This is a genomic window from Nesterenkonia suensis (genome assembly GCF_054782935.1).
Map to the genome: position 1 here is coordinate 967517 of NZ_BAAGRN010000001.1, position 26788 is coordinate 994304.

The window sequence follows — 26788 nt, forward strand, 5'->3', positions numbered from 1 at the left end:
TCTGCGCCCGGCGACACGAAGGATCAGCACGTGAGCACAGACCCCACCGCGCCTGCTCAGAAGCGCGTGGTCACCCACGATGCGATCCGCAAGGCGTTCGCGGCCTATGTGAAGATGACCTGTCGGCCCACGATCACCGGCCTGGACAACGTGCCCGACGAGGGTGGCTTCGTGGTGGCCAGCAACCACCTCTCCTTCCTCGACTCGGTGCTCATCCAGGCGATCTTTCCGCGGCCGGTGAGCTTCTTCGCCAAGGCCGAGTACTTCACCCAGTCCGGCCTCAAGGGGCGGGCCATGAAGATCTTCTTCGAGTCGGTGGGATCGGTGCCGGTGGAGCGGCAGAAGAAGTCTGCCAGCGTGGAGGCCCTGCACCAGCTTGGGGACATCGCCTCCTCCGGTCACGGCGTCGGCATCTACCCCGAGGGGACGCGGAGCCGCGACGGGCGCCTCTACCGCGGCAAGAACGGCGTGGGCTGGCTGGCCCTGGCCACCGGCACCCCCGTCGTGCCGGTGGGACTCCGCGGGACCGAGAACCTCCAGGCCCCGGACTCGAACCGCGTGCGTTCGGCGAAGTTCGAGATGCACGTGGGTGAGCCTCTGTACTTCGACCACGTGGGTGAACGCCATGCGTTGCCGGCACGCCGTGAGGCGACTGCCCGGGTCATGGACGCCATCGGGGAGCTCACCGGTCAGGAGCGCGTGGACGCCTACAACAGTCCACCGGTCGACAGGAGCGGCGTCGGCGACGATGGCTGATCCCGCCTCCTACCGGCCTCGGCCGGGAGAGATCCCCACTTCGCCCGGCGTCTACCGGTTCATCGATCCGCACGGTCGAGTCGTCTATGTGGGGAAGGCCAAGAACCTCAGGTCGCGGCTGAACTCCTATTTCGCGAGCCCGGCCGGGCTGCCCGCGAAGACCTACACCATGGTGCACACGGCAGCGCAGGTCGAGTGGACCGTCGTCGGCTCGGAGCTCGAGGCCATCCAGCTCGAGTACACCTGGATCAAGCAGCACACCCCACGCTTCAACATCATGTACCGGGACGACAAGTCCTACCCGTACCTGGCTGTCACGATGAACGAGAAGTTCCCCCGGGTGCAGGTCATGCGCGGTGATCGACGGCCCGGGGTGAAGTACTTCGGGCCGTTCCACCCCGCCAAAGCCATCCGGGAGACCGTGGACACCATGCTCCGGGTCTTCCCGGTGCGCAGCTGCTCCGCCGGCGTGTTCCGGCGGGCCGAGGCCGCGGGGCGTCCGTGCCTGCTGGGGTACATCGACAAGTGCTCCGCTCCCTGTGTCGGGCGGATCAGCCCGGAGGACCATCGTCGGCTGGCGGAGGAGTTCTGCGAGGTGATGGCCGGTCGCCCGGGGCCGCATATGCGGCGCATCGAGGAGCAGATGACGGCGGCCGTCGCCGAGCTGCGCTATGAGGACGCCGCCCGGCATCGCGATGACCTGGAGGCGCTGCGCCGGGTCTTCGAGCGCAACGCGGTGGTCCTGGCCGAAGACACTGACGCGGACATCTTCGCCTTCGCCGAGGATGAGCTCGAGGCCGCGGTCCAGGTGTTCCACATCCGTCAGGGGCGCATCCGTGGTCAGCGCGGCTGGGTCGTGGAGAAGGTGGAGGAGACCGATTCCGCCGGACTGGTGGAGCAGCTGCTGCTGCAGGTCTATGGGCCGATCGAGGATGCCGAACGCATTCCGCGCGAGGTGCTGGTGCCGGCCCTGCCCGAGGACGCCGAGCAGGTCGGTGCCTGGCTGCGGCAGCGTCGCGGCGCGGTGGTCGACCTGCGCGTGCCTCAGCGAGGAGACAAGGCGGCGCTGTTGGGCACTGTCCGGGAGAACGCCGAACAGGCCTTGGCCCTGCATAAAGCGCGGCGGTCCTCCGACCTCACCACGCGATCGCAGGCGCTGCGCGAGCTGCAGGAGGCGCTGGGCGCACCGGAGCCGCTGCTTCGGGTGGAATGCTTCGACATCTCCCACACCTCCGGCACCCACGTGGTGGCCTCGATGGTCGTGCTCGAGGACGGTCTGCCCAAGAAGAAGGACTATCGGCGCTTCTCGCTGCGCGGAGAGGCGGCCCGGGACGACACCCGCGCGATGCATGATGTGATCACCCGGCGGTTCACCCGCCATCTCGAGGAGCAGATGCATCGTGAGACCCTGGGGGAGCAGCCGGCCGGTCCTCAGGCCGCCCAGGCCGCGGACGCCGAGCCGCTGACGGACACCGCGACGGACCGTGAGGACGGGCGTTTCGCCTACCCGCCCAGCCTGGTCGTCGTCGACGGCGGCCAGCCGCAGGTGGCCGCGGCCCGGGATGCGCTGGATGCGCTGGGGATCACCGATCTGCCGGTCATCGGTCTGGCGAAGCGCCTCGAGGAGATCTGGCTGCCTGATGACGAGTTCCCCCTGGTGCTGCCGCGTTCCTCCCAGGCCCTCTACATGCTTCAGCGCATCCGTGACGAGGCCCACCGCTTCGCGATCGCCTATCACCGCAGCAAGCGGTCGCAGCAGATGACCGCCTCCGTGCTCGATGACGTCCCGGGTCTCGGCCCTGCCCGCCGCCGGGCCGTGGTGGAGCACTTCGGCTCCGTGGCGACGCTGCGGCAGGCCAGCGTCGAGGAGATCGCCGAGGTTCCCGGAGTCGGGGAGACCACTGCCCGGAGGATCCGCGAGCATCTCACCGGTGAGGAATGAGTCCCTGCTCAGCGCTCCGGTCAGGGCCCTGGACGACGGGAGACCTGGAGAGATTGTTGAGCCTGGCGCAGGGGACGTAGGCTTCCGTGTATGAGCGATGGACTGACCCCGGTGAAGCCCCCTGAGAATGAGCTGCTGATCGTCACGGGGATGTCCGGCGCCGGACGCACCACAGCTGCCCATGCGCTCGAGGACTTGGGGTGGTACGTGGTGGAGGGCCTCCCTGCTGAGCTGATCGGGACCATGATGGATCTCATCGCGCGGAACCCCGGCTCCGTGGAGAAGCTCGCCGTGGTCATCGACGTCCGCTCCCGGGGGCCGTTCTCCGACATGCTCGACGCACTCGGTCAGGTCCGCACCGCCGGGATCACGTACCGGATGCTTTTCCTGGACGCGTCCGACGAGCTGCTTGTGCGTCGCTTCGAGCAGGCCCGTCGGCCGCATCCGCTGCAGGGATCGGGGCGCATCCTCGACGGCATCGTCGCCGAACGGGACGTGCTCAAAGAGGTCAAGGCCGGTGCCGAGGTCGTCGTCGACACCACGGACCTGAACGTCCACGGCTTGGCCCGGGAGATCACGGAGATCTTCGCCGAGGACGGACCCATCCAGCTGCGGCTGAACGTGATGAGCTTCGGCTTCAAGTACGGGGTCCCCGCGGACGCCAACTTCATCGCTGACGTCCGGTTCGTCCCGAACCCCCACTGGGTCCCGGAGCTGCGGCCCCTCACCGGACTCGATGAGCCGGTCCGGGAGTACGTGCTCGTCGATGAAGGCGCCGGCGAGTTCGTGGACCGCTATGTGGAGGCCCTCAAGCCGGTTCTGGAGGGATATCGGCGGGAGAACAAGCACTATGCGACCTTGGCGGTGGGCTGCACCGGAGGCAAGCACCGTTCCGTGGCCATCTCGGAGGAGCTGGCCCGCCGACTGGACCAGGTTCCCAACGTCACGGTGAACACAGTGCATCGGGACCTGGGTCGGGAGTGACGATGGGGCAGCCGTACCCCGCCCCGCAGCCGACCGGGCCCGTACCGCTCGTCCCGTCATCAGCGGAATCGCGGAACCCGCATCCGGCACGTCGCCGCTCCTTCCGCGTCACGGCGCTCGGCGGCGGCCATGGGCTCTCCGCCACCCTGGCCGCACTGCGGATCATTGCGGCAGAGCACCTGACGGCGGTGGTCACCGTGGCAGACGACGGGGGCTCCTCGGGCCGCATCCGGCAGGACATGGACGTCCTGCCGCCCGGTGACCTGCGCATGGCCCTGGCCGCCCTCTGCGACGACACCGAGTGGGGGAGGACGTGGGCGCAGGTCATGCAGCATCGTTTCCGGTCCCGGGACGGGGTCTCCGGCACCCTCGATGATCACGCGATGGGGAATCTGCTGATCGTGGCCCTGTGGGAGCTGATCGGAGACCCGGTGGACGGTCTCCGCTGGGCCGGAGCGCTGCTCGGTGCGCGGGGGCAGGTGTTGCCGATGTCTCGTGAGCCGCTGACGATGTCCGGGCTGGTCCATCGTCCGGCGTCCGCGGCAGGCCGGCGTCCGGAACCGATCCGCATGTCCTCGCAGGTGGAGCTGGCGCGGGCGGGACGGCTGGGCCGGCTGACCGACGTGCGCATCCATCCGGAGCAGGCCCAGGCCTGCAGCGAGGCGGTCACGGCGATCGAGCTCTCCGACTGGGTGGTCTTCGGACCCGGATCCTGGTACACCTCGGTGCTGCCGCACCTGCTGCTGGACGGTCTGCGCACCGCGCTGTGTGAGACCGAGGCCAAGAGGTGTATCGTGATGAATCTCTCGGCAGACACGGATGAGACCGTGGGCATGACGCCGGCGGACCACCTCAGCGTCCTGACCGATCATGCCCCGGAGCTGCGTGTGGATCGGATCATCGCGGACCCGGCCTCCGTCCGGGACGACGAGCGCGCCGCCTTCGAGGAGGCGGCGGCGCGGCTGGGTGCCCGGGTCAGCTATCACCGGGTGCATCAGGAGGAGGATCTTCAGGTCCATGATCCGTTGCGTCTGGCCATCGCCTTCGACGAGGTGTTCGGCGGCTGAGTCCCCTTCCCGGCCGGAAGGGTGCCCACCGGACGTCGTCCGGATCACATCCTCGACGTCACGTCCAGCTGATTCCAGTACCATGTCGAAGCCCGTTGCCGAGCTGACCGCGACAGAACCCACCGGAGGATCGTTCATATGGCGCTGACCGAGTCGGTCAAGGAAGAACTCTCACGCCAGGAGGTCTCCACATCCTCCGAACGCAAGGCCGAGGTCTCGGCCATGCTGCGCTTCGCCGGGGGACTGCACATCATCTCGGGACGGATCGTCATCGAGGCCGAGCTCGACCATGCGGCGACGGCCCGGCGCCTGCGAGCCGCGGTCTCCGAGGTCTACGGCCACTCCAGCGAGATCATCGTCGTCTCCGGCAACGGCTTGAAGAAGGGCAGCCGCTACGTGGTGCGCGTGGTGCGCGAAGGTGAGGCCCTGGCGCGCCAGACCGGCCTGCTCGACGCGAGGGGGCGACCGGTTCGGGGACTGCCCTCGGTCATCGTCAACGGCTCTGTCGCCGACGCCGTCGCCGTCTGGCGCGGAGCGTTCCTGGCCCATGGCTCGCTCACTGAGCCGGGCCGCTCCTCCTCCCTGGAGGTGACCTGCCCCGGACCGGAGGCGGCCCTGGCGCTCGTGGGTGCCGCGCGACGGTTGGGCATCGCGGCCAAGGCGCGTGAAGTCCGGTCCGTGGACCGCGTGGTCATTCGTGATGGGGACTCCATCGCTCAGCTGCTCACCCGGATGGGGGCCCACCAGGCACTGCTGGTGTGGGAGGAGCGGCGGATGCGTAAGGAGGTGCGCGCCACGGCCAACAGGCTGGCGAACTTCGACGACGCGAACCTGCGCCGGTCCGCCCAGGCCGCCGTCGCCGCCGGAGCACGGGTGGAACGGGCCCTGGAGATCCTCGGCGACGAGGTGCCCGAGCATCTGCGGTATGCCGGGGAGCTCCGCCTGCAGAACAAACAGGCCTCACTGGACGAGCTGGGGCGGATGGCTGAGCCGCCGATGACCAAGGACGCCATCGCTGGACGCATCCGGCGGCTGCTGGCCATGGCGGACAAGCGGGCGCAGGAGCTGGACGTGCCCGGCACCGACTCCAATGTCACCTCGGACATGCTGGAGAATTGAGGCTGCGAAGCGGTCATGACCTGGGTGGCCCCGCCGGGGACCAGTTTTTAGGAATGACTAAATATCGGTTTCACGGGTAGTTTTCCTCCCATGGTGAACATCGGCTGTCATAGTCGGTAACCCCTTATGTGATGTGGGGCTGAGTCATAGGATTGACAGCGAGCGGGGCTCGACGGCCCCGGCCCGATGAATCCCCGTTGCAAGGAGTACCGCATGGCTGAGTACACGCTTCCTGAGCTCGACTACGACTACGCGGCCCTGGAACCGCACATCTCTGCGCGCATCATGGAGCTGCACCACTCCAAGCATCACGCCACCTACGTCAAGGGGGCGAACACGGCGCTGGAGAAGCTCGCCGAGGCGCGGGAGAACGGCGACTACGCCACCACGCCGAAGCTGCTGAAGGACCTGCAGTTCAACCTGGGCGGCCACACCAACCACTCGATCTTCTGGAAGAACCTCTCCCCGGAGGGTCAGGAGCGGCCCGAGGGTGAGCTCGCCGCCGCCATCGACGAGTTCTTCGGCTCCTTCGAGCAGTTCCGGGAGCAGTTCACTCAGGCCGCGCTGACGATCCAGGGCTCCGGCTGGGCCATCCTGGCCTTCGAGCCGATCGGCGGCAACCTGGTGATCGAGCAGTTCTACGACCAGCAGAACGGCGTGCCGGTGGCGACCACCCCGCTGCTGATGCTGGACATGTGGGAGCACGCCTTCTATCTCGACTACCAGAACGTCAAGCCGGACTACGTGAAGGCCTTCTGGAACATCGTGAACTGGGAGGACGTGGCCCGGAGGCTCGACGCGGCTCGTTCCGGAGCGGCCACGCTCGTCACTCCGTGATGCCGCCCCGGGGCTCCTCCCGGCGCTGCTCGATGTTCCACATGGTGGACTCATGCCGAGAAGCATCCCCACGATGCTCCGCGGTATGCGAGAATATGAGCTGATAATTCAAGAGTGCGTTCTACAGACAACCTGAGAACAACGATGTTGTTGGGGGTCAGTGGTGCAGGCTGGAAGCCCGCGCCGCTGATCCCCAACGCGTTTCTCGGACCGTTTCAGGCGGTGTTCGCCGGATGACCGTGTTCGCCGGATGACCGTGTTCGCCGGATGACGCTGCCGCACGCACCACGCGCACCTCATCGGTCCGCCGACCCGGTGGACGGAGAAGTCAAGGAAGGGAACCTATGGCGACGAAGATCGCGATCAACGGCTTTGGACGCATCGGCCGCAATGTGCTGCGGGTGATCGAGGACCAGGGGCATGACCTGGAGCTCGTGGCGATCAATGACCTCACCGAGCCGGGCCAGCTGGTCAACCTGACCAAGTACGACTCGGTCCTGGGCCGCTTCCCCCAGGAGGTCTCCCTCGACGGCGACCACCTCGTCGTCGGCGACCGGCGGATCCGTCTGCTCTCGGACCGCGACCCGGCCAACCTGCCGTGGGGCGAGCTGGACGTCGACGTCGTGCTGGAGTGCACCGGCTTCTTCACCACCCAGGAGACTGCCGGCAAGCACATCGAGGCCGGTGCCAAGAAGGTCATCGTCTCCGCTCCGGCCAAGGGCGTGGACGCCACGCTGGTGATGGGCATCAACGAGGACACCTTCGACGCCGAGAAGCACACGGTGGTCTCCAACGCCTCCTGCACCACCAACTGCCTGGCGCCGCTGGTGAAGGTCCTGAACGACGAGTTCGGCATCGTGGAGGGACTGATGACCACGGTGCACGCCTACACCGGTGACCAGCGTCTGCATGATGCGCCGCACGGCGATGCCCGCCGGGCCCGCGCGGCCGGTGTGAACATGGTCCCGACCTCCACCGGGGCGGCCGCAGCGATCGGCGCAGTCCTGCCCGAGGTGGACGGCAAGCTCGACGGCTACGCCGTCCGGGTTCCCGTGATCACCGGATCCGGGACTGATCTCACCGTGACCGTGGAGAAGGACGGTGTGACCCCCGACGACGTCAACGCCGCCTTCAAGAAGGCCGCCGAAGGCGAGCTGGCCGGCATCCTCGCCTACAACGAGGACCCGATCGTCTCCTCCGACATCGTCGGCGACGCGCACTCGTCGATCTTCGACGCCCCGCTGACGAAGGTCATCGGACACACGGTGAAGGTCTTCTCCTGGTACGACAACGAGTACGGCTACAGCTCGCGCCTGGCGCAGATGGCTGTGCACGTCGGTTCCAAGCTCTGAGCGGGCCCTCGCCCCTGCAGCCGGTGATCCGATGAGCAAGACCCCGCCTGCCCGACCGCCCGCGCGGACCGGGCCGGCGGGGTCTTGCACGTCCTGCCCCTTCGACCGATTGGTACTCTGACCCCATGAATGCCTCCACTCTGGACACCCTGCTGGCCGACGGCGTCGCCGGACGTCGTGTCCTGGTCCGTTCGGACCTCAATGTCCCCCTCGACGGCGAGACCGTCACCGACGACGGCCGCATCCGCGCCTCCCTGCCGGTGCTGGAGAAGCTCGCCCAGGCTGGTGCGAAGGTGCTGGTCACCGCGCATCTCGGCCGCCCGAAGGGCCAGGTCGACCCCCAGTTCTCCCTGGCGCCGGTCGCCGCCCGGATGGCTGAGCTGAGCCAGGTTCCGGTGCATCGGGCCGCCGACCTGGTCGGCCCCTCGGCGAAGCAGGCCTCCGCCGACCTTCCCGACGGGGAGATCCTGCTGCTCGAGAACGTCCGCTTCGACCCCCGGGAGACGGCCAAGGACGACACGGAGCGCGCCGGGCTCGCTGCGGAGCTCGCGGCACTGACCGGCTCCTCCGGAGCCTATGTCAATGACGCCTTCGGGGCGGTGCACCGTCGGCATGCCTCGGTCGCCGACATCACCGCTGAGCTTCCCGCCTACCAGGGAGACCTGGTCCGTGACGAGCTCGTGGTCCTGGAGCGGCTCACCGAGTCGCCCCAGCGGCCCTACACGGTGGTGCTGGGCGGATCCAAGGTCTCTGACAAGCTGGCCGTCATCGAGAACCTCATGTCCCGGGCGGACACGCTGCTCATCGGCGGAGGGATGGTCTTCACCTTCCTGAAGGCCCAGGGGCACGGGATCGGCAACTCTCTGGTGGAGGACGACAAGCTGGACACCGTGCGCGGCTTCCTCGCCGAGGCCGAACGGCACGGCTGCCGCCTCGTGCTGCCCACCGACATCGTGATGGCCTCAGCCTTCGCCGCCGACGCCGAGCACGAGGTGCTGCCGGTCGAGAAGCTAGAATCCGGCGCGCACGGTGCCGAGGCGCTCGGGCTGGACATCGGCCCGCAGACCGCTGAGGTGTTCGCCCGGGAGATCGGGGATTCCAACACCGTCTTCTGGAACGGTCCGATGGGTGTCTTCGAGATGCCGGCCTTCGCGGCCGGCACCACCACGGTGGCGCGCGCCCTGACCGAGACGCAGGCGTTCACCGTGGTCGGAGGAGGTGACTCCGCCGCGGCCGTGCGCAGCCTGGGCTTCGAGGAGTCCGGATTCGGCCACATCTCCACCGGAGGGGGCGCCAGCCTCGAGTACCTGGAGGGCAAGAGTCTCCCCGGCATCGACGCCCTGAACTCCTGAAACCCCGATGACCTGGGCGGTGCCTCGCCCGCCGCCGCGCAGACTCTGCGACCGACCACTGCTGGAAGGACCACCTCACTCATGACTGCACAGAAGGACGGACAGTTCATCCGCCGCCCGCTGATCGCCGGCAACTGGAAGATGAACATGGACCACATGCAGGGCATCGCCCTGGTCCAGAAGCTCGCCTGGACCCTCGACGACGCCGGACATGACTACGACCGGGTACAGGTCTCGGTCTTCCCCCCGTTCACCGACCTGCGTGGCGTCCAGACGCTGGTCGCCGGTGACAAGCTCTCCCTGGAGTACGGGGCCCAGGACCTCTCCGAGCACGACTCCGGTGCCTACACCGGCGACATCTCCGGACAGTTCCTGAACCGCTTGGGCTGCTCCCAGGTGCTGATCGGCCATTCGGAGCGGCGGGAGGTCCACGGGGAGTCCGACGCGCTGCTCAACCGCAAGATCCGTGCGGCGCTGCGGCACGAATTGGCTCCGGTGCTCTGTGTGGGGGAGGGGCTCGAGATCCGGCAGGCCGGCGAGCATGTCTCCTCCACACTGGCCCAGCTTGACGGTGCCCTGGAGGGACTCACCGCTGGGGAGCTCAGTGAGCTGGTCGTCGCCTACGAGCCGGTCTGGGCCATCGGCACCGGTGAGGTCGCCGGGCCTGAGGACGCGCAGGAGATGGCCGCAGCGATCCGTGCTCACCTGGCCGAACGTCACTCGGCGGAGTTCGCCGACGGCGTGCGCGTCCTCTACGGAGGTTCGGTGAAGGCGAAGAACGTGGCCTCCATCCTGGCCGGCGAGGACGTCGACGGCGCCCTGGTCGGCGGGGCGAGCCTGGAGGCTGAGGAGTTCGCGAACATCGTCTCTTTCGAGAAGCATGTCGACACAGGCCACGCCGGCTGACCAGTCGGGTTATCCTGGTAGCTGCTGAAACACCAACCGTCCACGAAAGGCCGCTGTGTCTGCACTGACCATCGCCCTCCAGGTCCTCCTGGCCGTCATCAGCGTGCTGCTGATCCTGCTGATCCTGCTCCACAAGGGTCGTGGTGGAGGAATGTCCGACATGTTCGGCGGCGGCGTGACCTCCTCGCTGGGTTCGTCCGGCGTCGCGGAGCGCAACCTCAATCGGCTCACCATCGCCCTCGGCGTCATGTGGGGGCTGATCGTCGTCGCGCTGGGCCTGCTCATCCAAGTCAACGTGGACATCTGAGGCACCCCGGGGGCCAACGCCCCGCGCTGTCCACGCCGAAAGGCCCGCGACCCGCCCCTGACAGGGCGGGTCGCGGGCCTTTCGGCGTGGACAGCAGGCCTCAGGTCTGCTGCGGTTGTGCCGCGGCGGCCTGGTCCACATGCCAGACGGTCTCTTGAGTGCCGCGGGCGTTCTTGGCAGGGACCGCCGTCACGGTGGTGGCGTCCTGGGCGGCCAGATGCACGGCGTCGGCCTTGTCCTGTCCGGAGACGACCAACCAGACACGGTCCGCGGAGTGGATCGCCTCGAAGGTCAGGGAGACGCGGGGCGGCGGAGGCTTGGGGGAGTCCTCCTCCCCGACGGTGGTGCGGCCGACGGCCTCCAGTGAGGCCTTCCCCGGGAAGAGGCTGGCGACGTGTCCGTCGGGCCCCACCCCGAGCAGGATCACGGTGAAACGAGGCAGCGGCAGGCCGCGGTGCCCTCCGTCCGGGGCATGGGCGGCCAACTGCTCGGCGTATCGCTGCGCCCCGGCCTCCGGAGTGCTGGCCTGCCCGGTGGCGGGCATGCGGTGGATGTTCCCCCCCGGGAGGCCATGGTCGGCGACCAGCAGATCGAGCAGCGCCTCGTCAGCCTGCTGGGCATTGCGCGCGGGATCGCCGGCCGACACCAGGCGCTCATCGCCCCACCAGAAGTGCACGGCGGCCAGGTCCAGGTGCTCAGCCTCGCCGGCGCGGAACAGCTCCGCCGCCGCGGCCAGCGTGCCGATGCCGGCTCCGCCGCCGGTGAGCGCCACATGGGCCGCGCCGTCGCGCTGCACACTGTGATGCAGCACCTCGATCAGCTTGCGGGCCACGGTCCGGCACAGCGCCTCCTTGTCGTCGAACAGCTCAGTGCGGGGCTCGGCGAGCGTCGGGCGGGACGGGACGGTCATGGCAAGGCCTCCTGGGGATGTGGGACAGCGGCGTGAAGCGTTCAGAGAGCGGACTGCTCCACGCAGGCGGTGAGGTCGGTCTGGTGAAGTCCGCAGGTGAGGACCTCGCCGAAGACCTCGTCGGCGTCGAGACGCCGCATCTCCTCGGCCAGGCAGTCCTCCAGAGTGCGCCGTGGCAGCGGCACCTGCTGCACGGGAGCGTCCTGCAGGTGCAGTGAGGCGATCTCGCCCTCGGGCCGGGACAGCACGACGTCGCCCGCGTCGGTGTGCAGCCGCACGGCACTGAGCCCGCCGGCCACCGTGTGCCGGGTGAGGGTGACCGGCACCTGCAGGGCCAGCTGCAGCCAGGCGGCCAGGAGTGCGGAGCTGGGCAGCTCGGGAGCGGACTCCACGGTGGCGCCGGTGATGTCGGCGGGATTCATCGTGTCGAGGATGCTGGCCAGCTGGATCCGCCATCCGGTGATGCGGGTCCAGGCCAGATCCGAGTCGCCGTCATGGTAGGTGCCGGAGAGCGTGTGCAGCGCCTCCAGGGGACGGGCCGCCTGCGCGCTGTCGGTGATGCGCCGATGCGCGATGCGTCCGATCGGGGTGCGGCTGAGGTCAGCAGGAATCTCATCGGCCCACCAGGCGACGATCGGTGCGTCGGGCAGCAGCAGCGCGGCGACCATGGCCTCGTTCTGTTCGGAGAGCTCGCCCGAGGCGCGCAGCACGATCACCTCCGAGGCGCCGGCGTCGCCTCCGACGCGGACCTGGGCGTCCAGACGGGTGGGACCGTCAGGATCGCCTGCGGCGAGCACGATGATCCGACACGGGTGCTCCCGCGATGCCAGGTTCGCCGCGGCGATGGCGGGCTCCGCGTTCTCCTCGGAGGCCAGGATCACCAGCGTCAGCACACGGGTCAGCGCGACGACGCCGCCGGCCTCGCGCATCTGGTTCAGCTGTTTGGAGACTTTCGAAGTCGTGGTGTCCGGAATGTCAACGATCACAGGTGTTCTCCTCGTCTCGCGCGCCTATGGCCGGCGCCAGGTGCGTCCGTCGCGGGCCAGTAGCTCCTGGGCCGACGCGGGCCCCCAGCTGCCCGGAGCATAGGGCTCCGGCTGCTCGTCCAAGGAGGCCCAGTGCTCCTCGAACGGGTCGAGGATCTTCCAGGAGAGCTCCACCTCCTCGTGCCGAGGGAACAACGGGGGCTCGCCGAGCAGCACATCCAGGATGAGCCGCTCATAGGCCTCCGGGCTGTCCTCGGTGAAGGCGTGCCCGTAGCCGAAGTCCATCGTGACGTCACGGACCTCCATCTGGGTGCCGGGGACCTTGGAGGCGAAGCGGATCGTCGCTCCCTCGTCCGGCTGGACCCGGATGACCACGGCGTTCTGGCCGAACTCGTGGTCGTCATGGTCCAGGAACAGCAGATTGGGGGCGCGCTTGAAGATCACCGCGATCTCGGTGACCCTGCGCCCCAGGCGTTTGCCGGCCCGCAGGTAGAAGGGAACCCCCGCCCAGCGGCGGGTGTTGATGTCCAGCTTCAGCGCTGCGAAGGTCTCGGTCTTCGAGGCGGGGTTGAATCCCTCTTCGTCCAGGAAGCCGACGACCTCCTCGCCGCCCTGCCAGCCGGAGGTGTACTGACCACGGGCGGAGGCCGCGCCGAGATCCTCAGGAAGGGTGACCGCGGCCAGGACCTTCTCCTTCTCCGCACGGAGATCCTTCGCGTCGAAGGAGATCGGCTCCTCCATGGCCGTCAGCGCCAGCAGCTGCAGCAGGTGGTTCTGGATCACGTCGCGGGCGGCGCCGACGCCGTCGTAGTAGCTGGCGCGACCGCCGATGCCGATGTCCTCCGCCATCGTGATCTGCACATGGTCGACGTGCTGGGCGTTCCACAGCGGCTCGAACAGCTGGTTGGCGAAGCGCAGCGCCAGCAGGTTCTGCACCGTCTCCTTGCCCAGGTAGTGGTCGATGCGGAAGACCGAGTCTGAGGGGAAGACCTGCTCCACGACCCGGTTCAGTTCGCGGGCCGAGGCCAGATCGTGGCCGAAGGGCTTCTCGATGACCACGCGGCTCCAGGGGGCGGAGCGGCCGTTGCGGGCGGCCGTCTCCTCCTCCCGGGAGGCCAGTCCGTGCGAGGAGAGCTTCTCGCAGACGATCTCGAAGGAGTTTGGCGGGATCGAGAGGTAGAAGGCGTGGTTCCCGCGGGTGCCGCGGGAGGCCTCGACCTCCCGGAGCGTCTCGCCCAGACGGGCGTAGGCGTCGTCGTCGTCGAAGCCGGCCGCGGGGATGAAGCGCAGCCCGGCGGAGAGCTGGTCCCACACGCGCTGGTCGAAGCTGGTGCGCGCCGAGGCCTTCACATGGCCGAGGACCTCCTCCGCGAACTGCTCGTGGGTCCAGTCCCGGCGACCGAAGCCGATCAACGAGAAGCTGGGCGGCAGCAGGCCTCGATTCGCGAGGTCATAGATCGCCGGCAGCAGCTTCTTGCGGGCCAGATCGCCGGTGACGCCGAACATCACCATGGCACTGGGCCCGGCGATGCGGTTCAGCCGTCGATCACGGACGTCGCGCAGCGGGTTGCCTCCGCGCGGAGCTCGGCTGCTGCGCTGGGTGCTCCGAAGAGTCGGATTCATACGGATCTCTCTGTGTCTCTCCTGGTCAGGACAAGGTGCCGTGCCCGAGGCTCAGGCCAGGGCATCGACGGCGTCGAGGACCTGCTGCAACCCGGTCACACGGTCGGTCAGGTGCAGCTGCAGCACCGGCATGCCATGACCGGCGAGCACCTGCGCGTCACCTGCCGCCTGGGCGCTGATGAGCTTCTGCAAGGTGAAGGGCCGCTGTGGGACCTCCAGGTCCTCGGCAGCCTCGGCGGTGATCTGCAGGAAGGCGCCCACATGGGGCCCTCCCTTGTGGAACTGCCCGGTGGAGTGCAGGAACCGCGGTCCCCAGCCGAAGGTGACCGGGCGGTTCGTCAGGGCCGCCAGCTGTGGACGCACCTCCTCCAACTGCGTCTCGGTCGTCCGGTCCAGGTATGCCATGACCGCCAGATAGCCGTCAGCGGGGACCTTCTCCAGCAACGCCTGGAGTGCGGAACTCAGATCTCCGCTCGCCTCGGCGCCCCCGGCGGCACGGATCTCCACGGCACCGTCGACGACGGCCTCGCCGGTCTCCGGGGCGGGGGAGTCCAGCAGTCCGCGGGCGGCCGTCTTCGCCGACTCCACATCGGGCTGGTCGAAGGGGTTGATGCCCAGCAGAGAGCCGGCCACGGCGGTGGCGACTTCCCAGAGGACGAACTGGGCCCCCAGGCTTCCGCCGGTCCGGACCACGTGCGGAGTCACCACCGTGTCGGCGAGGTCACCGTCCACGGAGGCCCCCTCCTCGGCGTCCGGATCGATGATCTGCGCGACGAGGACGTCGTCGAGCTCCTGAGTCAGCTCGGGCTCCCCGTCAGCGACGATGACCGGGAGCACCCCGGTGCCTTCTTTGCCGGTGGACTCGGCGATCAGCTGCTCGATCCAGGCCCCCAGCCCGACCAGCGGGGATCCGGCGTCGGTGATGACCAGCTTGTTGCGCAGCGGCCGGGTGCCGCCGAGGGCCGAGCCGAGCTGCAGGCCCGGGTTCGCGGCGTCGTCGCCGGCCAGCACGCTGGCCGCGTCCTCCGCGTCGTCGAGCAGGCGCTCGACGTCGGCGCCGGCCAGCCCGGAGGGCACCAGCCCGAAGGCGGTCAGGGCCGAGTAGCGGCCGCCGACGGTGGGGTCGGCCTCGAAGACCGCGCGGACGCCGTCGGCGGCGGCGGACTCGGCGAGCGGGGAGCCCGGGTCGGTGACGACCACGGTGCGCGAGGCGGCGTCGATGCCGGCTGCGGCGAAGGCGGCGGAGACGATCCGGCGCTGGGAGTCGGTCTCCACGGTGGAGCCGGACTTGGAGGAGACCACCAGGACGGTGCGCTCGACGGCGGTGCCGACCACGGCGGCCACGTGCTGCGGGTCGGTGGAGTCCAGCACCGTCAGCTCGACGCCGTCGGTGGCGCAGATGACCTCGGGGGCGAGCGAGGACCCGCCCATGCCGGCGAGCACCACGCGGTCCACGCCGTCGGCGGCCAGGGCCCGGCGGAGCTCGGCGATGCGGGGCAGCAACTGCCGGGAGTCCTCGAACAGCGAGACCCAGCCCAGCCGCTTCGAGGCCTCACCCTCGGCGGCGGCGCCCCAGAGCGTGTGGTCCTGGGCGGCCAGGCGACTGGCGAACTCGTGGTCGATCAGGCCAGGGACCTGGGCGTCCACGGCGTCGCGGGCGGCGCCGCGCAGGGAGAGGGAGAGCGAACTCATGGTGTGCGTCCTTTCGAAGCTGAGCTGTCGAGGCAGGCTGTCGCGACGGATGCGAGGTCCGCAGGGTCGCAGGGAGCCGGACGGACCTCAGAGGCTGGGGATGGAGCGGGGTGGTGCTGGTCAGTGGGGCCGCTCCGGGGAGCGTCCGGTCCCTGCCGGGCGACGTCGGGACTTCTGGCGCCGCCCGGCAGGGCGCAGGGTCGGTCAGCGGCTCATCGGCCGCTGACCGACCCTGGGGTCCTCAGGCGACGACGCGGCGCAGCCCGGCGTCGATGGTGCTGAGCAGACCTTCCCAGGACTGCTCGAACTTGTCGAGGCCCTCGGTCTCGAGGGCCTCGACGACGTCGCGGTAGCTGATGCCGGCGGCCGCGATGCCGTCGAGGACACGGTTGGATTCGACATAGGTGTCGGTCATCGTGTCGCCCTCGACCACGCCGTGGTCGGCCAGGGCCATCATCGTCTTCTCCGGCATCGTGTTGACCACACCGGAGGCGACCAGCTCGGTGACGTAGAGCGTGTCCGAGAGGTTCGGATCCTTGGTGCCGGTGGAGGCCAGCAGCAGCCGCTGCGGGCGTCCGCCCCGCTCGGCCAGCAACTGCCAGCGCTCGGAGCTGAAGGACTCGCCGGCGATCTGGTGGGCGAGGCGGGCGTTGGCCAGCGCGGCGGTGCTGCGCAGCTTCTCAGTGCCCGGCTTGCCCTCCTCGGCGGCCAGCTCCAGGCGCTTGTCCACCTCGGCGTCGACGCGGGAGACGAAGAAGGACGCCACCGAGTGGATCGTGGAGATGTCCTTGCCGTCTGCGTGGGCCTTCTCCAGGCCGAGCATGAAGGCGTTGATGACCGCGCGGTACCGCTCCAGGGAGAAGACCAGGGTCACGTTGACGCTGATCCCCTCGCCCAGGACGGCGGCGATGGCCTCGATGCCCTCCACGGTGGCGGGAATCTTGATCATCACGTTCTCGCGACCCACCGCCTCCCAGAGCTGCTTGGCCTGGGCGATGGTGCCCTCGGCGTCGCGGGCCAGGCGCGGGTCCACCTCGATGGACACACGGCCGTCGACGCCGTCGGTGCGCTCGTACACACCGGCGAAGACGTCGCAGGCCTGACGCACGTCGGAGGTGGTGATCTCGAAGACGGCCTTCTCGGCGTCGGCGCCTGCGGCGGCCAGCTCGCTGAGCTGCTTCTCGTAGGCCTCGCCCTTGGCCAGGGCGTTCTCGAAGATCGTCGGGTTGGTGGTCACGCCGACGACGTGATGGCTGGAGATGAGCTTGGCCAGCGAGCCGGAGTCGAGCCGCTCACGGGAGAGGTCGTCCAGCCAGATGGAGACGCCCTGCTCGGAGAGCGCCTGGGTGTTCGGGTTCGTCATGGGAATGTCTCCTGGTGACAGGTCAGCGGGCGGCGGCGCCGCCCTGGGGTCGGATCAGCGGTGCTGCGCTCAGCGCGCGGCGGCGACGGACTCCTCGGCGGCCGCGGCGACGGCCTCGGAGGTGAGGCCGAACTCGCGGTAGAGGGTCTGGTAGTCGGCGGAGGCGCCGAAGTGGTCCAGGCCGACGATGCGACCGGCGTCGCCCACGTACTGGTGCCAGCTCATCGGGTGGGCGGCTTCGACAGCCACCCGGGCCTTCACCGAGGAGGGCAGGACCTGCTCCCGGTAGTCGGCGTCCTGCTCGGCGAACCACTCGAGGCAGGGCGCCGACACCACGCGGGCGGCGACGCCCTTGTAGGCCAGCTGCTCGCGAGCCTCGACGGCCAGCTGCACCTCGGACCCCGTGCCGATCAGGATCACCTCGGGGGTGACCACCTGGCCATCCTTGACGGCCTCGGCGAGCACATAGGCGCCCTGGGCCGCGCCCTCGACGGAGCCGAAGGAATCGGCCGTGGCCGCACCCTCGCCGCGCTCGTAGGTCGGGATGCCCTGGCGGGTGAGCGCCAGACCGGCCGGACGGTCTCCGCGGCGCAGCACCTCGCGCCAGGCGACGACGACCTCGTTGGGGTCGCCGGGGCGCACGACGTCGAGGCCCGGGATGGCGCGCAGGGAGGCGAGCTGCTCCACCGGCTGGTGGGTGGGCCCGTCCTCGCCGAGGCCGATGGAGTCATGGGTCCACACGAAGATGGAGCCGATCCCCATCAGCGCCGCCAGGCGGACCGCCGGGCGCTGGTAATCGGAGAAGATCAGGAAGGTGCCGTTGTAGGTGCGCAGCGGCGTGGAGAGCTGAATGCCGTTGGTGATGGCCGCGGCGGCGTGCTCACGGACGCCGAAGTGCAGGTTCCGCCCGTAGGGGTTGCCGGAGAACTTCGAGGTGGAGCGCTGCTCCGGGACGAAGGACGGGGAGGCGGCGATCAGGGTGTTGTTGGACCCGGCGAGGTCGGCGGAGCCGCCCCAGAGCTCGGGCAGGACGTCGCCGACGGCGTTGAGGACCTTGCCGGAGGCGGCGCGGGTGGCCACGGCCTCGCCGGCGGGGAACTGCGGGAGGTTCTCCTCCCAGCCCTCGGGCAGCTCACCGGCGGTGAGCCGGTCCAGCAGCTCGGCGGCCTCGGGGTTGGCCTGGCGCCAGGCCTGGTAGGCCTGGTCCCACTCGGCGTGGGCGGCGGCACCGCGGTCCACCACCTGGCGGGCGTGGGCGAGGATCTCATCGTCGACGGCGAAGTGCGCCTCCGGGTCGAGCCCGAGGACCTGCTTCAGGGCGGCCAGCTCGTCGCCGCCGAGCTTGGCGCCGTGGATGCCGCCGGTGTTCTGCTTGGTCGGAGCGGGCCAGCCGATGATGGTGCGCAGGTTGATCAGCGAGGGCCTGTCGGTGGTGGCCTGGGCCTCGGCGATGGCGCGCTCGAGCTCTGCCACGTCCTCGACGTAGTCGCCGGTCTTCAGCCAGTCGACGTGCTGGACGTGCCAGCCGTAGGCCTCGTAGCGGGCCGAGACGTCCTCGGTGAAGGCGATGTCAGTGTCGTCCTCGATGGAGATCTTGTTGTCGTCGTAGATGACGACGAGGTTGCCGAGCTGCTGGTGGCCCGCGAGCGAGGAGGCCTCGGAGGTGATGCCCTCCTGCAGGTCGCCGTCGGAGGCGATGACCCACACGTGGTGGTCGAAGGGGCTCTCGCCGGCGGCGGCGTCGGGGTCCAGCAGACCGCGCATGCGGCGCTGGCCGTAGGCGAAGCCGACGGCGGAGGCGAGCCCCTGGCCCAGCGGGCCGGTGGTGATCTCGACGCCGTCGGTGTGGCCGAACTCGGGGTGGCCCGGAGTCAGCGAGTCCCAGGTGCGCAGGGCCTTGATGTCGTCCAGCTCGAGGCCGTAGCCGGTGAAGAACAGCTGGAGGTAGAGGGTCAGCGACGTGTGACCGGGGGAGAGGATGAACCGGTCGCGGCCGATCCAGCCGGGGTCCTTCGGGTCATGCTTCATGACCTTCTGGAAGAGCAGGTAGGCGGCGGGAGCCAGCGACATGGCCGTACCGGGGTGGCCGGAGCCGACCTTCTCGACGGCGTCGGCGGCCAGCACGCGCAGGGTGTCGACGGCCCGCTCGTCGAGATCGCTGAAGACGGCGGAGTCGTTCACGGCTGTTTCGGTCACTGAGGTTCCTCCAAGGGATTGACGGTTGACAACGAGGCCGCACATCGTCGTGCCGCGCGTGTCCAGACTACCGGGGTCGAGCATATGTGTCTCGCATCATGTGGGGATTGCCGAATGCTCACGCGAGCGGCACCGCAGCGTGAGGAGCGGCCTGCGGACGATGGCGTCGGCGTGCTGGCCAGGGACGACGGGGAGTTCCGCCTGTTCATCGGCGAGCACGCTGATGGGTTCAACAATGGAATGCGGTTTCCCATTTCCCGGCGGATGCGTCTCCCGCACCACGTTTCGCTCAGATGAGCGGCCCATACGAGCATCACAGCACGTCTCAGTCCAGACCCAGGGCGAGACTGACCAGCTCCAGCGAACGATGGCGGATGACCAGGTCAGCCTCCTCTGCCAGGGCGGGCTTGGCGCAGAAGGCGACGCCGACCCCGGCCGTCGTCACCATATCGAGGTCGTTGGCGCCGTCGCCGACGGCCACTACGGACTCGACCGGGATCTCCTCCTCGGCGGCCCAGCGGCGCAGCCGGTCCTCCTTGGCGGCCCGGTCCACGACCGGGCCGTCCACCCGTCCGGTGAGCCGCCCGGCCTCGACCTCGAGCACATTGGCGTCCGTCCGGGTCAGGCCGAGCCGGGAGGCCAGCGGATCCAGGACCTGGACGAAGCCGCCGGAGACCGCGCAGGCGGACCAGCCCCGGCTTCGGAACGCGGCGACCAGGGCGGAGGCTCCGCAGGTCGGGGAGACCGACTCCACTGTGGAGTCGATCACCGAGAGTGGCAGGTCCTTCAGAACGGCGACCCGCTCATGCAATGAGGCGGCGAAGTCCAGCTCGCCGCGCATCGCCCGCTCCGTCACTTCGGCGACCTCCTGCTCTCGGCCCGCATGCCGTGCCAGCAGCTCGATGACCTCCTGGTCGATCAGCGTGGAGTCGACGTCCATCAGCAGCAGGCGCGGTCCCTGGGGGCGCATGACGGCAGGGAGGACCGTCGTGGTCACCGGGGCCGCTCCGTGGAGCGCCTCCTCGCCGGCGCCCTCGGCCTCCAGGAGCTCCGCGATCCGGTCCGCCACGTCCTGCAGCAGGGAGACCAGCAGCTGGGTGCCGTAGGAGTCGTCGGAGTCATCCAGCGTCACGGACCATCGGGCGACCTCCACCTCGCCGTCGCCGGCCGCGTCACGCACCCGCACGCGACGCGACTCCACACTGTGCACTGTCCCGCGGCGTTCGAGCTCGGCGGTCAGCGAGCGCAGCAGGGGGACGTCGAGACGCCGCGCGGCGATCATCGCGACCGTGCCGGGCGGGAGATCCGGGGAGGCCGGAGCCTCCCCAGAAGGGGCTGAGGAGGGGTGAGGAGACACGCGGCCGGAGGATGCAGTCATAGTGCGTCCAGCGTATCCGGCTTCGATAGTGTGGGGCGCATGAGTCCAGTCCTCGACATCCAGGGCGTCAGTGTGCGCCGCGGCCGGAAGAACCTGCTCGACGACGTCACATGGTCCGTCGCCGAGGACGAGCGGTGGGTGGTGCTGGGGCCCAACGGAGCGGGCAAGACCACGCTGCTGCAGATCGCCGCGGCCCGGCTGCACCCCACCGAAGGCTCGGTGCAGATCCTGGACGAGACCCTGGGCGCTGTGGACGTCTTCGAACTGCGCCCGCGCATCGGGCTGTGCTCGAACGCGCTGGCCTCGACCATGCCGTCCTCGGAGAGGGCCCTGAACATGGTCGTCACCGCCGCCTACGGTGTCACCGGCCGGTGGCGCGAGGAGTACGAGCGGCTGGACGAGCGGCGCGCCTTCGGTCTGCTCGACGACTGGGGCGTGAGTACCGTCTTCGACCGTCCCTTCTCCACCCTGAGTGAGGGGGAGCGCAAGAGGGTGCAGATCGCCCGTGCGCTGATGACCGACCCCGAGCTGCTGCTCCTCGACGAGCCGGGCGCCGGGCTCGACCTCGCCGGGCGCGAGTCGCTCGTGCAGCGGACCACCGAGCTGGTCTCCTCCGAGGAGGCCCCGACCACTGTGCTGGTCACCCATCACCTCGAGGAGATCCCGCCCGGGTTCACCCATGTGCTGCTGCTGCGCGACGGCCGCACCGTCGCGCAGGGCCCCATCGCCGAGGTGCTGACCTCGGAGAACCTCACCACCACCTTCGACATGCCGCTGGAGCTCCACGCGCGGGACGGACGCTACTCCGCGTTCGCCGCCGCCCGCTGAGGTGGGCATGGAGATCCTCGGTCTGGGGCTGGACCAGGCCCTCATCATTGCGCTGGCCGCCGTCTGGGCGGGTGCGATCAACGCCGTGGTCGGCTCCGGCACCCTGGTGACGTTCCCGGTGCTGGTCGCGATGGGCTTCCCGCCGGTGACCGCCACCATCTCCAACGCCATGGGGCTGATCGCCGGCAACATCGCCGGCACCTGGGGGTATCGCCGAGAGATCGCGCAGGTCGGCCGGACCCTGCTGCGGCTCGTCCCGGTCTCACTGGCCGGCGGCGTCGTCGGCGCGCTGCTGCTGCTGACGCTCCCCGAGGAGGTCTTCGAGACCGTCGCCCCGGGGCTGATCGTCGTCGCGCTGGCCTTCGTCGTCTTCCAGCCGCGCCTGCAGCGGTGGGTGCGTGCCCGTAAGGCCGCAGAACAGGAGCGGCGCACGGAGGTCGCCGTGCAGAACGGTGAGGAGCCCCCGGCGGAGCGTCCGGACGTGGGCCCCCTGCTGATCGGGCTGGTGTTCTTCGCCGGGGTCTACGGGGGCTACTTCGTCGCCGCCCAGGGAGTCCTGCTGGTCGGCATCCTCGGGGTGTTCCTCGCGGCCACCATGCAGCAGGCGAATGCGGTGAAGAACGCCCTGGTGCTGACGGTCAACGTCACCGCCGCCGTCAGCTACCTGTTCCTGGCCATCGACCGCATCGAATGGGCGGTGGTGGCGATCATCGCGCTCGGCTCCACGATCGGCGGCTTCGCCGGAGCCTGGGTGGGGCGCCGGCTCAGCCCGCTGGTGCTGCGCCTGGTCATCGTCACCCTGGGACTGGTCGCCCTGTTCGTGATGCTCCGGAACCTGGTGGGCGCCTGAGCATGGAGACAGGACGTCCCGGGGCCGCAGAGGGCCGAGCGGTCCCCAATCCGATCATCACGCTGGACTCCGCCGAGGATCCGCGGGTGACCGACTACCGGTCCCTGACCGACGCCGCGCTGCGCCGCCGTCAGGACTTCGTCCACGGCATGTACATGGCCGAGTCCAGCCAGGTGGTGCGCCGCGCCGTCGCCGCCGGGCACCGCCCACGTTCCTTCTTCATGGAGCAGCGGCACCTCGACGGCCTCGCCGACGTCGTCGCGCGGTGGCCCCAGGCGCCGGTCTACGTGGGGGAGCAGCAGGTGCTGCAGGACATCACCGGCTTCCATCTGCACCGTGGCGCACTCGCCGCCATGCATCGTCCCCCGGAACAGGCGTTGGACGAGGTCCTGGCCGGAATCGGGTCCCGTGCGGGTGAGGGGAGGATCCGCATCGGGGTCCTCGAAGACCTCACGGACCACACCAACGTGGGGGCGGTGTTCCGGTCGGCGGCCGCGCTGGGCATGGATGCGCTGCTGCTCTCGCCTCGGTGTGCGGATCCGCTCTACCGACGGGCGATCCGCGTCTCCATGGGTGGGGTCTTCCACGTGCCGTGGACGAGGATCGATCCTTGGCCCCAGGGCATCGAGCAGCTACAGAACGCGGGGTATCTGGTGGCCGGCATGTCGCTGGGGGAGGGCTCGGTGGCGTTGGATGACCTGGTGGCCCAGGACTTCTCGAAGCTAGCCCTGGTATTCGGCAACGAAGGCGACGGTCTCAGGCCCGAGACAGATCATCGACTGGACATGCGCGTGACGATCCCGATGATGCCCGGGGTGGACTCGCTGAACGTGGCGGCATCGTCGGCGGTAGCGTTCTACGCGACGAAGTGATGGGTCTGATGCACGGATAGGTGACAACCGATCTGCCTAGTTGAGAGACCGGGCTGGAAGGATGTTCACCGTGTCCGAGCAGTGCCCCAATGGGTTCCGTGACGACGTTGTCCGGGCCGCACGGAAACGTGAGCCCGGTGTCGGGCTGGATCAGATCGCTAAGGACTTCGGGATCCACTTCACCACGCTGTGCTCGTCGATGAAGAAGGCCGATATCGAGGACGGCATCCTCGTCACGTGAACTCGCCGGGTGCTCACGATCACTCGCCAGCCCTACTACCACTGGCGCTGATCAACGCCGGGCGTGGCGATGAGGTGGATGCGATGACTGAGACCACCGTGGAGTACTACGAGGACCTCTTTGACCAGCATGTTGAGACTGTGGAGATCAGTCGGCCAGACGGGGTGAACACCAAGGTGATCGAGTACCGCGTCAGCATCGGGGGCGAGACCTATGTCGAACAGAGCCGGGACGCAGCGATGAATCGCCTCAACGACTATGAGTCTGAGCGGACGTTCAACCGTGCACGACAGAACGACGTGCAGACTGAGGCATCTGACCAGTATCACCAGTCGTTGGCGGAGCGACACTTCGATGAGCACGTCACGAAGCAGTGGGTTCGGTCGGAGCGCTTCTTCGGTGTGATTCCTGAGTTCGTCTACTTCGTCGACGTGGGGGGTATGTGCTATCAGGCGGATACCCGGGCTGAGGCGGTTGATCTGCTCGCGGAACACTACGCTGAGCATGGGACGCCAGACCAGGGAGGTGCCTGATGCGTGACATGAGAAAGCGGCAGCCAACCCGCGGTACTGGGCACGCGACGCCGGCGGGCCGTGGTCGGTGGTTGCCTGCCGGGGCGCTGGTCACCGTCCTGCTGCTGACGAGCTGTGGCGAGGGTGGCGAAGAGCCGGGCGCTGAGGGCAATGACGGACATGGGGGTTCTGAGGAAACCATGAGTGGCCAGGACAACGAAGGAAGTCCAGGAACCGATGAAGACATCACTTCGGGGTTGATCGATATCGAGGGTGGATTGACCCACGAAGAGCAGATGGCCGAGTTGGAGATCGTGGTGGAGGTGATGCGCGAGTACTTCGGTGAGGATGTGGCGACCATCGATGGTGAACCCTGGAGTGTGGAGCTGCATGAGACTGAGGTGACGCCGCGTCCTCGAGGGGATGATGTGTTCCGGCAGCGGGTCGGGTTCGATGTGCCGTTCGGGGATCTGGAGGAGACCTACGAGGTGGCTGAGGAGATCGCTGAGCGCCTGGGGCTGAGCGAGAACTCCGGGAACACTCAGGGGGTCTCTCAGTACGAGAAGATCTTCTATGGCGCTGGGTTCGCTGAGGGGCGAGGATTCCTGATCGCCAGTAATACTGAGGGGGATGGATTCCGTTCGTTCTATCGGACAAGGTCTTCGGATGATCCGAGTATGCGGGAGGCGTACGAGCGGGTGATTGATAAGAACCGCCGGGAACGTGAAGAAGAGTTCGATGTCGATAATCCTCGGCAGCTGGAGGATATTGATGATCCGTTCGATGATGACTCTTCCGACTAGGCCAGGGTGGTGACCAGCCTGTGGGATTCGAGAGATCGGATGACGTCGCGCGTGGACGAGGTGATGTGGAGCCTCCAGAATCTGAGAGGCTGAGAGCGTCTCGCGCGGTCGGTCTCCTCGTCGGTGTTGTCACTGCCGTCGTGGCTCAGTTCATCGTCCATGTGTGGTACTCCGGCGATGCAGGTATCTCTGGAGCTCAGGCCGCGCTCGGCTGCGGTGTGCTGGTCGTGGTCGTCGTCGGTGCCATTGTGCTGTCGACCACTGAGAAAGCCGTTCGCACGTCCTCGGAACCACCATGGGACATGTCGGTGGTGACCGGGTGGGCTGTTATCGCGTTCCTGCTGGTCAACACCCTTGCGACGGTGATCTACGCTTTCGCGATCACTAGCGGCGAACTTGTCGGGTTCGTCGTCTTCGCCTACGGGGCCCCCAGCTCGGGGATCGGCTTGGTGATCCTGGTAGTGCTGGCGCTCCTGCTTCACCTGTTCAATCGACACAGGACTGAACCTTGACTGCACCTGGATCCTCACCAGGGAAGGTACGGGCCACCCTGGCCACGTCGAGGAAGCCCACGGCCTGCCACTGTGCTTCCTTCAATGACGACCCCGGTCCGGCTCGGCAGCACACCGCGGGAAGATACACCTCAGCGGACGAGACTGGCTGGGGCTATTTGCCGCTGGGAGCCGCCCACAGAGGGGTGGGCTGCCGGAGAAGCCCGGCTCACCATCCCGTCCTGGAGCTTCCCGCAGAGATTCGGGGGCGGCTCCGCTCGAGAGCTCTGAGCCAAGACGACGGTCCGCGTGCCGTTCCCAGCGGGGCCATCTGTCTCGGTGTCGACGGAAGTGTCTCGCGCGGCTCAGTCGACCTTGCCCTCGAGCCACATGGAGGCTCGCTGTTCCCCTTCGGTGATGCTGAAGTTCAAGACCTCGTCGAGAGAGGGATCACACGCTTCTGCTACGAGAGTCGCGTCGATCTGGAGCGACGAGCCAGACGCGGCGTCCTCGTCCACTGACACCCCGTGATGCCCTCAACTGATGTAGAGCGACGTGAACAGACGTGGGGTCTTCACCAGCTCGAGCAGACGAACACGCAACTGGTCCGTTCGATCGGCAACCCTTCGCCGCAGCGGCAAGGAGTTCCGGTCGGCGGCCGCGCTGGGCATGGATGCGCTGCTGCTCTCGCCGCGGTGTGCGGATCCGCTCTACGGACGGGCGATACGGGTCTCCATGGGGGCGGTGTTCCAGGTCCCGTGGACGAGGATCGATCCTTGGCCGGAGGGTCTTCGGGCGCTGCAGGGGCAGGGTTCGTGGTGGCGGGCCTCTCCCTGGGCGAGGGTTCGGTCTAACTGGACTCTCTGGTGGCCGCGGACCATCCGCGTCTGGGACTCGTCCTGGGCGCTGAACGTGGCCGCCGCCTCAGCCGTGGCGTTCTACGCGACGCGGTAGGCACGGGACGGGCCCTTCGACCAGGCCCTCTCCGAGGGTCAGGCCGGCCCGCTCCTGGAGCAGACCATGAGCAGGTTCCCGTCCGGGTCGCGGAACTGCAGGAAGCAGACGCTGCCGATGTCGACGACGTCGGAGGCGAGCGGCACCTCGAGCGCGTCGAGGTGCGCCACCACGGCGTCGAGGTCCTCCGCCCACCAGAAGAACCGGGGCGGCCCGTCAGGGGGGGAACGGCGCATTCGCATCGAGCGCCACACCAGGTCCGGACTCCATCGGAATGTCGAGGATCGTGTCCTCCTGCGACGGGTCTGGGAGGTCGATGCCGAACAGGCGCGCGTACCAGGCACCTGAGCTGCGCACAGAGCGCACCGGAATGAAGACCTGGCCGATCTCGCGGCGGACGGGTGAGGGCGACTGGACCATGCGGCTGATGATCTCACGTGGCGGGCGCGACGGCGGCGTCCCGCGGG

The 26788-nt window shown here is 68.6% G+C and carries 27 protein-coding genes and 1 pseudogene; 18 read left to right on the plus strand and 10 right to left on the minus strand.

Annotated elements, in window-relative coordinates:
- The first annotated feature begins 66 nt into the window (after positions 1 to 66).
- The 6 genes from ACYVKI_RS04175 (at position 67) to ACYVKI_RS04200 (ending at position 6705) form a co-directional block, all read left to right on the plus strand.
- Positions 67 to 756, plus strand: coding sequence for a lysophospholipid acyltransferase family protein (locus tag ACYVKI_RS04175; RefSeq protein WP_460689397.1), 690 nt, complete (start codon positions 67 to 69; stop codon positions 754 to 756).
- Complete coding sequence (gene uvrC, locus ACYVKI_RS04180; RefSeq protein WP_460689067.1) at positions 749 to 2698, plus strand: excinuclease ABC subunit UvrC; 1950 nt, start codon at positions 749 to 751, stop codon at positions 2696 to 2698. Before ACYVKI_RS04175 ends, uvrC begins: the two co-directional genes overlap by 8 nt.
- Before the next feature lie 90 nt (positions 2699 to 2788).
- Complete coding sequence (rapZ, locus tag ACYVKI_RS04185; RefSeq protein ID WP_460689068.1) at positions 2789 to 3682, plus strand: RNase adapter RapZ; 894 nt, start codon at positions 2789 to 2791, stop codon at positions 3680 to 3682.
- Between the two features lie 2 nt (positions 3683 to 3684).
- On the plus strand, positions 3685 to 4749 hold the full coding sequence (locus tag ACYVKI_RS04190; protein WP_460689069.1) for a gluconeogenesis factor YvcK family protein: 1065 nt from the start codon (positions 3685 to 3687) through the stop codon (positions 4747 to 4749).
- A gap of 138 nt (positions 4750 to 4887) precedes the next feature.
- On the plus strand, positions 4888 to 5868 hold the full coding sequence (whiA, locus tag ACYVKI_RS04195; protein WP_460689070.1) for a DNA-binding protein WhiA: 981 nt from the start codon (positions 4888 to 4890) through the stop codon (positions 5866 to 5868).
- A gap of 213 nt (positions 5869 to 6081) precedes the next feature.
- Complete coding sequence (locus tag ACYVKI_RS04200) at positions 6082 to 6705, plus strand: superoxide dismutase (RefSeq protein ID WP_460689071.1); 624 nt, start codon at positions 6082 to 6084, stop codon at positions 6703 to 6705.
- Here ACYVKI_RS04200 and ACYVKI_RS04205 read toward each other — a convergent pair.
- Entirely contained in the window at positions 6695 to 6817 is a 123-nt protein-coding gene (locus tag ACYVKI_RS04205; protein ID WP_460689072.1) for a hypothetical protein, read from the minus strand. The genes ACYVKI_RS04200 and ACYVKI_RS04205 overlap by 11 nt on opposite strands.
- Before the next feature lie 232 nt (positions 6818 to 7049).
- Here ACYVKI_RS04205 and gap point away from each other — a divergent pair, with 232 nt between their 5' ends.
- The 4 genes from gap (at position 7050) to secG (ending at position 10622) form a co-directional block, all read left to right on the plus strand.
- On the plus strand, positions 7050 to 8057 hold the full coding sequence (gene gap / locus ACYVKI_RS04210; protein ID WP_460689073.1) for a type I glyceraldehyde-3-phosphate dehydrogenase: 1008 nt from the start codon (positions 7050 to 7052) through the stop codon (positions 8055 to 8057).
- A gap of 125 nt (positions 8058 to 8182) precedes the next feature.
- Positions 8183 to 9409, plus strand: a complete 1227-nt coding sequence (locus ACYVKI_RS04215; protein WP_460689074.1) for a phosphoglycerate kinase — start codon at positions 8183 to 8185, stop codon at positions 9407 to 9409.
- A gap of 81 nt (positions 9410 to 9490) precedes the next feature.
- Positions 9491 to 10315, plus strand: coding sequence for a triose-phosphate isomerase (gene tpiA, locus ACYVKI_RS04220; RefSeq protein WP_460689075.1), 825 nt, complete (start codon positions 9491 to 9493; stop codon positions 10313 to 10315).
- 55 nt (positions 10316 to 10370) lie between these two features.
- Positions 10371 to 10622, plus strand: coding sequence for a preprotein translocase subunit SecG (gene secG / locus ACYVKI_RS04225; protein WP_460689076.1), 252 nt, complete (start codon positions 10371 to 10373; stop codon positions 10620 to 10622).
- Positions 10623 to 10722: 100 nt separating this feature from the next.
- Here the strand turns inward: secG and pgl are convergent, their stop codons facing one another.
- The 7 genes from pgl to serB all read right to left on the minus strand — a co-directional run bounded on the left by pgl (position 10723) and on the right by serB (position 20770).
- Positions 10723 to 11532: a 6-phosphogluconolactonase gene (gene pgl / locus ACYVKI_RS04230; protein ID WP_460689077.1), complete on the minus strand. Its 810-nt coding sequence runs from the start codon at positions 11530 to 11532 to the stop codon at positions 10723 to 10725.
- Between the two features lie 41 nt (positions 11533 to 11573).
- Complete coding sequence (locus ACYVKI_RS04235; protein WP_460689078.1) at positions 11574 to 12518, minus strand: glucose-6-phosphate dehydrogenase assembly protein OpcA; 945 nt, start codon at positions 12516 to 12518, stop codon at positions 11574 to 11576.
- Positions 12519 to 12542: 24 nt separating this feature from the next.
- Positions 12543 to 14141, minus strand: coding sequence for a glucose-6-phosphate dehydrogenase (gene zwf, locus ACYVKI_RS04240; RefSeq protein WP_460689079.1), 1599 nt, complete (start codon positions 14139 to 14141; stop codon positions 12543 to 12545).
- Between the two features lie 51 nt (positions 14142 to 14192).
- Complete coding sequence (locus ACYVKI_RS04245; protein ID WP_460689080.1) at positions 14193 to 15833, minus strand: glucose-6-phosphate isomerase; 1641 nt, start codon at positions 15831 to 15833, stop codon at positions 14193 to 14195.
- A 241-nt stretch (positions 15834 to 16074) separates the two neighbouring features.
- Complete coding sequence (gene tal, locus ACYVKI_RS04250) at positions 16075 to 17196, minus strand: transaldolase (protein ID WP_460689081.1); 1122 nt, start codon at positions 17194 to 17196, stop codon at positions 16075 to 16077.
- A gap of 69 nt (positions 17197 to 17265) precedes the next feature.
- Positions 17266 to 19392, minus strand: coding sequence for a transketolase (gene tkt, locus ACYVKI_RS04255; RefSeq protein ID WP_460689082.1), 2127 nt, complete (start codon positions 19390 to 19392; stop codon positions 17266 to 17268).
- Between the two features lie 325 nt (positions 19393 to 19717).
- Positions 19718 to 20770, minus strand: a complete 1053-nt coding sequence (gene serB, locus ACYVKI_RS04260; protein ID WP_460689083.1) for a phosphoserine phosphatase SerB — start codon at positions 20768 to 20770, stop codon at positions 19718 to 19720.
- A 39-nt stretch (positions 20771 to 20809) separates the two neighbouring features.
- On the opposite strand from serB, the gene ACYVKI_RS04265 reads away from it, so the two are divergent.
- The 8 genes and pseudogenes from ACYVKI_RS04265 to ACYVKI_RS04300 form a co-directional block, all read left to right on the plus strand.
- Entirely contained in the window at positions 20810 to 21598 is a 789-nt protein-coding gene (locus ACYVKI_RS04265; RefSeq protein WP_460689084.1) for an ABC transporter ATP-binding protein, read from the plus strand.
- Between the two features lie 7 nt (positions 21599 to 21605).
- On the plus strand, positions 21606 to 22448 hold the full coding sequence (locus ACYVKI_RS04270) for a sulfite exporter TauE/SafE family protein (RefSeq protein ID WP_460689085.1): 843 nt from the start codon (positions 21606 to 21608) through the stop codon (positions 22446 to 22448).
- Positions 22449 to 22450: 2 nt separating this feature from the next.
- Complete coding sequence (locus tag ACYVKI_RS04275; protein ID WP_460689086.1) at positions 22451 to 23320, plus strand: TrmH family RNA methyltransferase; 870 nt, start codon at positions 22451 to 22453, stop codon at positions 23318 to 23320.
- A gap of 70 nt (positions 23321 to 23390) precedes the next feature.
- Positions 23391 to 23561 carry a transposase gene (locus tag ACYVKI_RS04280; protein ID WP_460689087.1) on the plus strand — a complete coding sequence of 57 codons (171 nt, stop codon included), beginning with the start codon at positions 23391 to 23393 and terminating at the stop codon, positions 23559 to 23561.
- A gap of 83 nt (positions 23562 to 23644) precedes the next feature.
- Entirely contained in the window at positions 23645 to 24094 is a 450-nt protein-coding gene (locus tag ACYVKI_RS04285; RefSeq protein ID WP_460689088.1) for a hypothetical protein, read from the plus strand.
- The gene (locus tag ACYVKI_RS04290) at positions 24094 to 24876 is read left to right on the plus strand and encodes a hypothetical protein (protein ID WP_460689089.1); all 783 of its coding nucleotides are present in this window, start codon (positions 24094 to 24096) and stop codon (positions 24874 to 24876) included. Before ACYVKI_RS04285 ends, ACYVKI_RS04290 begins: the two co-directional genes overlap by 1 nt.
- A gap of 140 nt (positions 24877 to 25016) precedes the next feature.
- Positions 25017 to 25388 (plus strand): hypothetical protein, encoded by a 372-nt coding sequence (locus tag ACYVKI_RS04295; RefSeq protein ID WP_460689090.1) that lies wholly within the window; start codon positions 25017 to 25019, stop codon positions 25386 to 25388.
- A gap of 615 nt (positions 25389 to 26003) precedes the next feature.
- A pseudogene (locus ACYVKI_RS04300) lies at positions 26004 to 26218 on the plus strand (TrmH family RNA methyltransferase); the annotation flags it as partial.
- A gap of 141 nt (positions 26219 to 26359) precedes the next feature.
- Here ACYVKI_RS04300 and ACYVKI_RS04305 read toward each other — a convergent pair.
- Complete coding sequence (locus ACYVKI_RS04305; RefSeq protein WP_460689091.1) at positions 26360 to 26557, minus strand: VOC family protein; 198 nt, start codon at positions 26555 to 26557, stop codon at positions 26360 to 26362.
- A complete protein-coding gene (locus tag ACYVKI_RS04310) occupies positions 26538 to 26741 on the minus strand; it encodes a hypothetical protein (protein ID WP_460689092.1) in 204 nt (67 codons plus the stop codon). Before ACYVKI_RS04310 ends, ACYVKI_RS04305 begins: the two co-directional genes overlap by 20 nt.
- Between the last annotated feature and the right edge of the window lie 47 nt (positions 26742 to 26788).

Coding starts and splice junctions, on each gene's coding strand:
- uvrC (WP_460689067.1), top strand. CDS start 749: ATGGCTGATCCCGCCTCCTACCGGCCTCGGCCGGGAGAGATCCCCACT.
- rapZ (WP_460689068.1), top strand. CDS start 2,789: ATGAGCGATGGACTGACCCCGGTGAAGCCCCCTGAGAATGAGCTGCTG.
- ACYVKI_RS04190 (WP_460689069.1), top strand. CDS start 3,685: ATGGGGCAGCCGTACCCCGCCCCGCAGCCGACCGGGCCCGTACCGCTC.
- whiA (WP_460689070.1), top strand. CDS start 4,888: ATGGCGCTGACCGAGTCGGTCAAGGAAGAACTCTCACGCCAGGAGGTC.
- ACYVKI_RS04200 (WP_460689071.1), top strand. CDS start 6,082: ATGGCTGAGTACACGCTTCCTGAGCTCGACTACGACTACGCGGCCCTG.
- gap (WP_460689073.1), top strand. CDS start 7,050: ATGGCGACGAAGATCGCGATCAACGGCTTTGGACGCATCGGCCGCAAT.
- ACYVKI_RS04215 (WP_460689074.1), top strand. CDS start 8,183: ATGAATGCCTCCACTCTGGACACCCTGCTGGCCGACGGCGTCGCCGGA.
- tpiA (WP_460689075.1), top strand. CDS start 9,491: ATGACTGCACAGAAGGACGGACAGTTCATCCGCCGCCCGCTGATCGCC.
- pgl (WP_460689077.1), bottom strand. CDS start 11,532: ATGACCGTCCCGTCCCGCCCGACGCTCGCCGAGCCCCGCACTGAGCTG.
- zwf (WP_460689079.1), bottom strand. CDS start 14,141: ATGAATCCGACTCTTCGGAGCACCCAGCGCAGCAGCCGAGCTCCGCGC.
- ACYVKI_RS04245 (WP_460689080.1), bottom strand. CDS start 15,833: ATGAGTTCGCTCTCCCTCTCCCTGCGCGGCGCCGCCCGCGACGCCGTG.
- tal (WP_460689081.1), bottom strand. CDS start 17,196: ATGACGAACCCGAACACCCAGGCGCTCTCCGAGCAGGGCGTCTCCATC.
- serB (WP_460689083.1), bottom strand. CDS start 20,770: ATGACTGCATCCTCCGGCCGCGTGTCTCCTCACCCCTCCTCAGCCCCT.
- ACYVKI_RS04265 (WP_460689084.1), top strand. CDS start 20,810: ATGAGTCCAGTCCTCGACATCCAGGGCGTCAGTGTGCGCCGCGGCCGG.
- ACYVKI_RS04270 (WP_460689085.1), top strand. CDS start 21,606: ATGGAGATCCTCGGTCTGGGGCTGGACCAGGCCCTCATCATTGCGCTG.
- ACYVKI_RS04275 (WP_460689086.1), top strand. CDS start 22,451: ATGGAGACAGGACGTCCCGGGGCCGCAGAGGGCCGAGCGGTCCCCAAT.
- ACYVKI_RS04285 (WP_460689088.1), top strand. CDS start 23,645: ATGACTGAGACCACCGTGGAGTACTACGAGGACCTCTTTGACCAGCAT.
- ACYVKI_RS04290 (WP_460689089.1), top strand. CDS start 24,094: ATGCGTGACATGAGAAAGCGGCAGCCAACCCGCGGTACTGGGCACGCG.
- ACYVKI_RS04305 (WP_460689091.1), bottom strand. CDS start 26,557: ATGCGCCGTTCCCCCCCTGACGGGCCGCCCCGGTTCTTCTGGTGGGCG.
- ACYVKI_RS04310 (WP_460689092.1), bottom strand. CDS start 26,741: ATGGTCCAGTCGCCCTCACCCGTCCGCCGCGAGATCGGCCAGGTCTTC.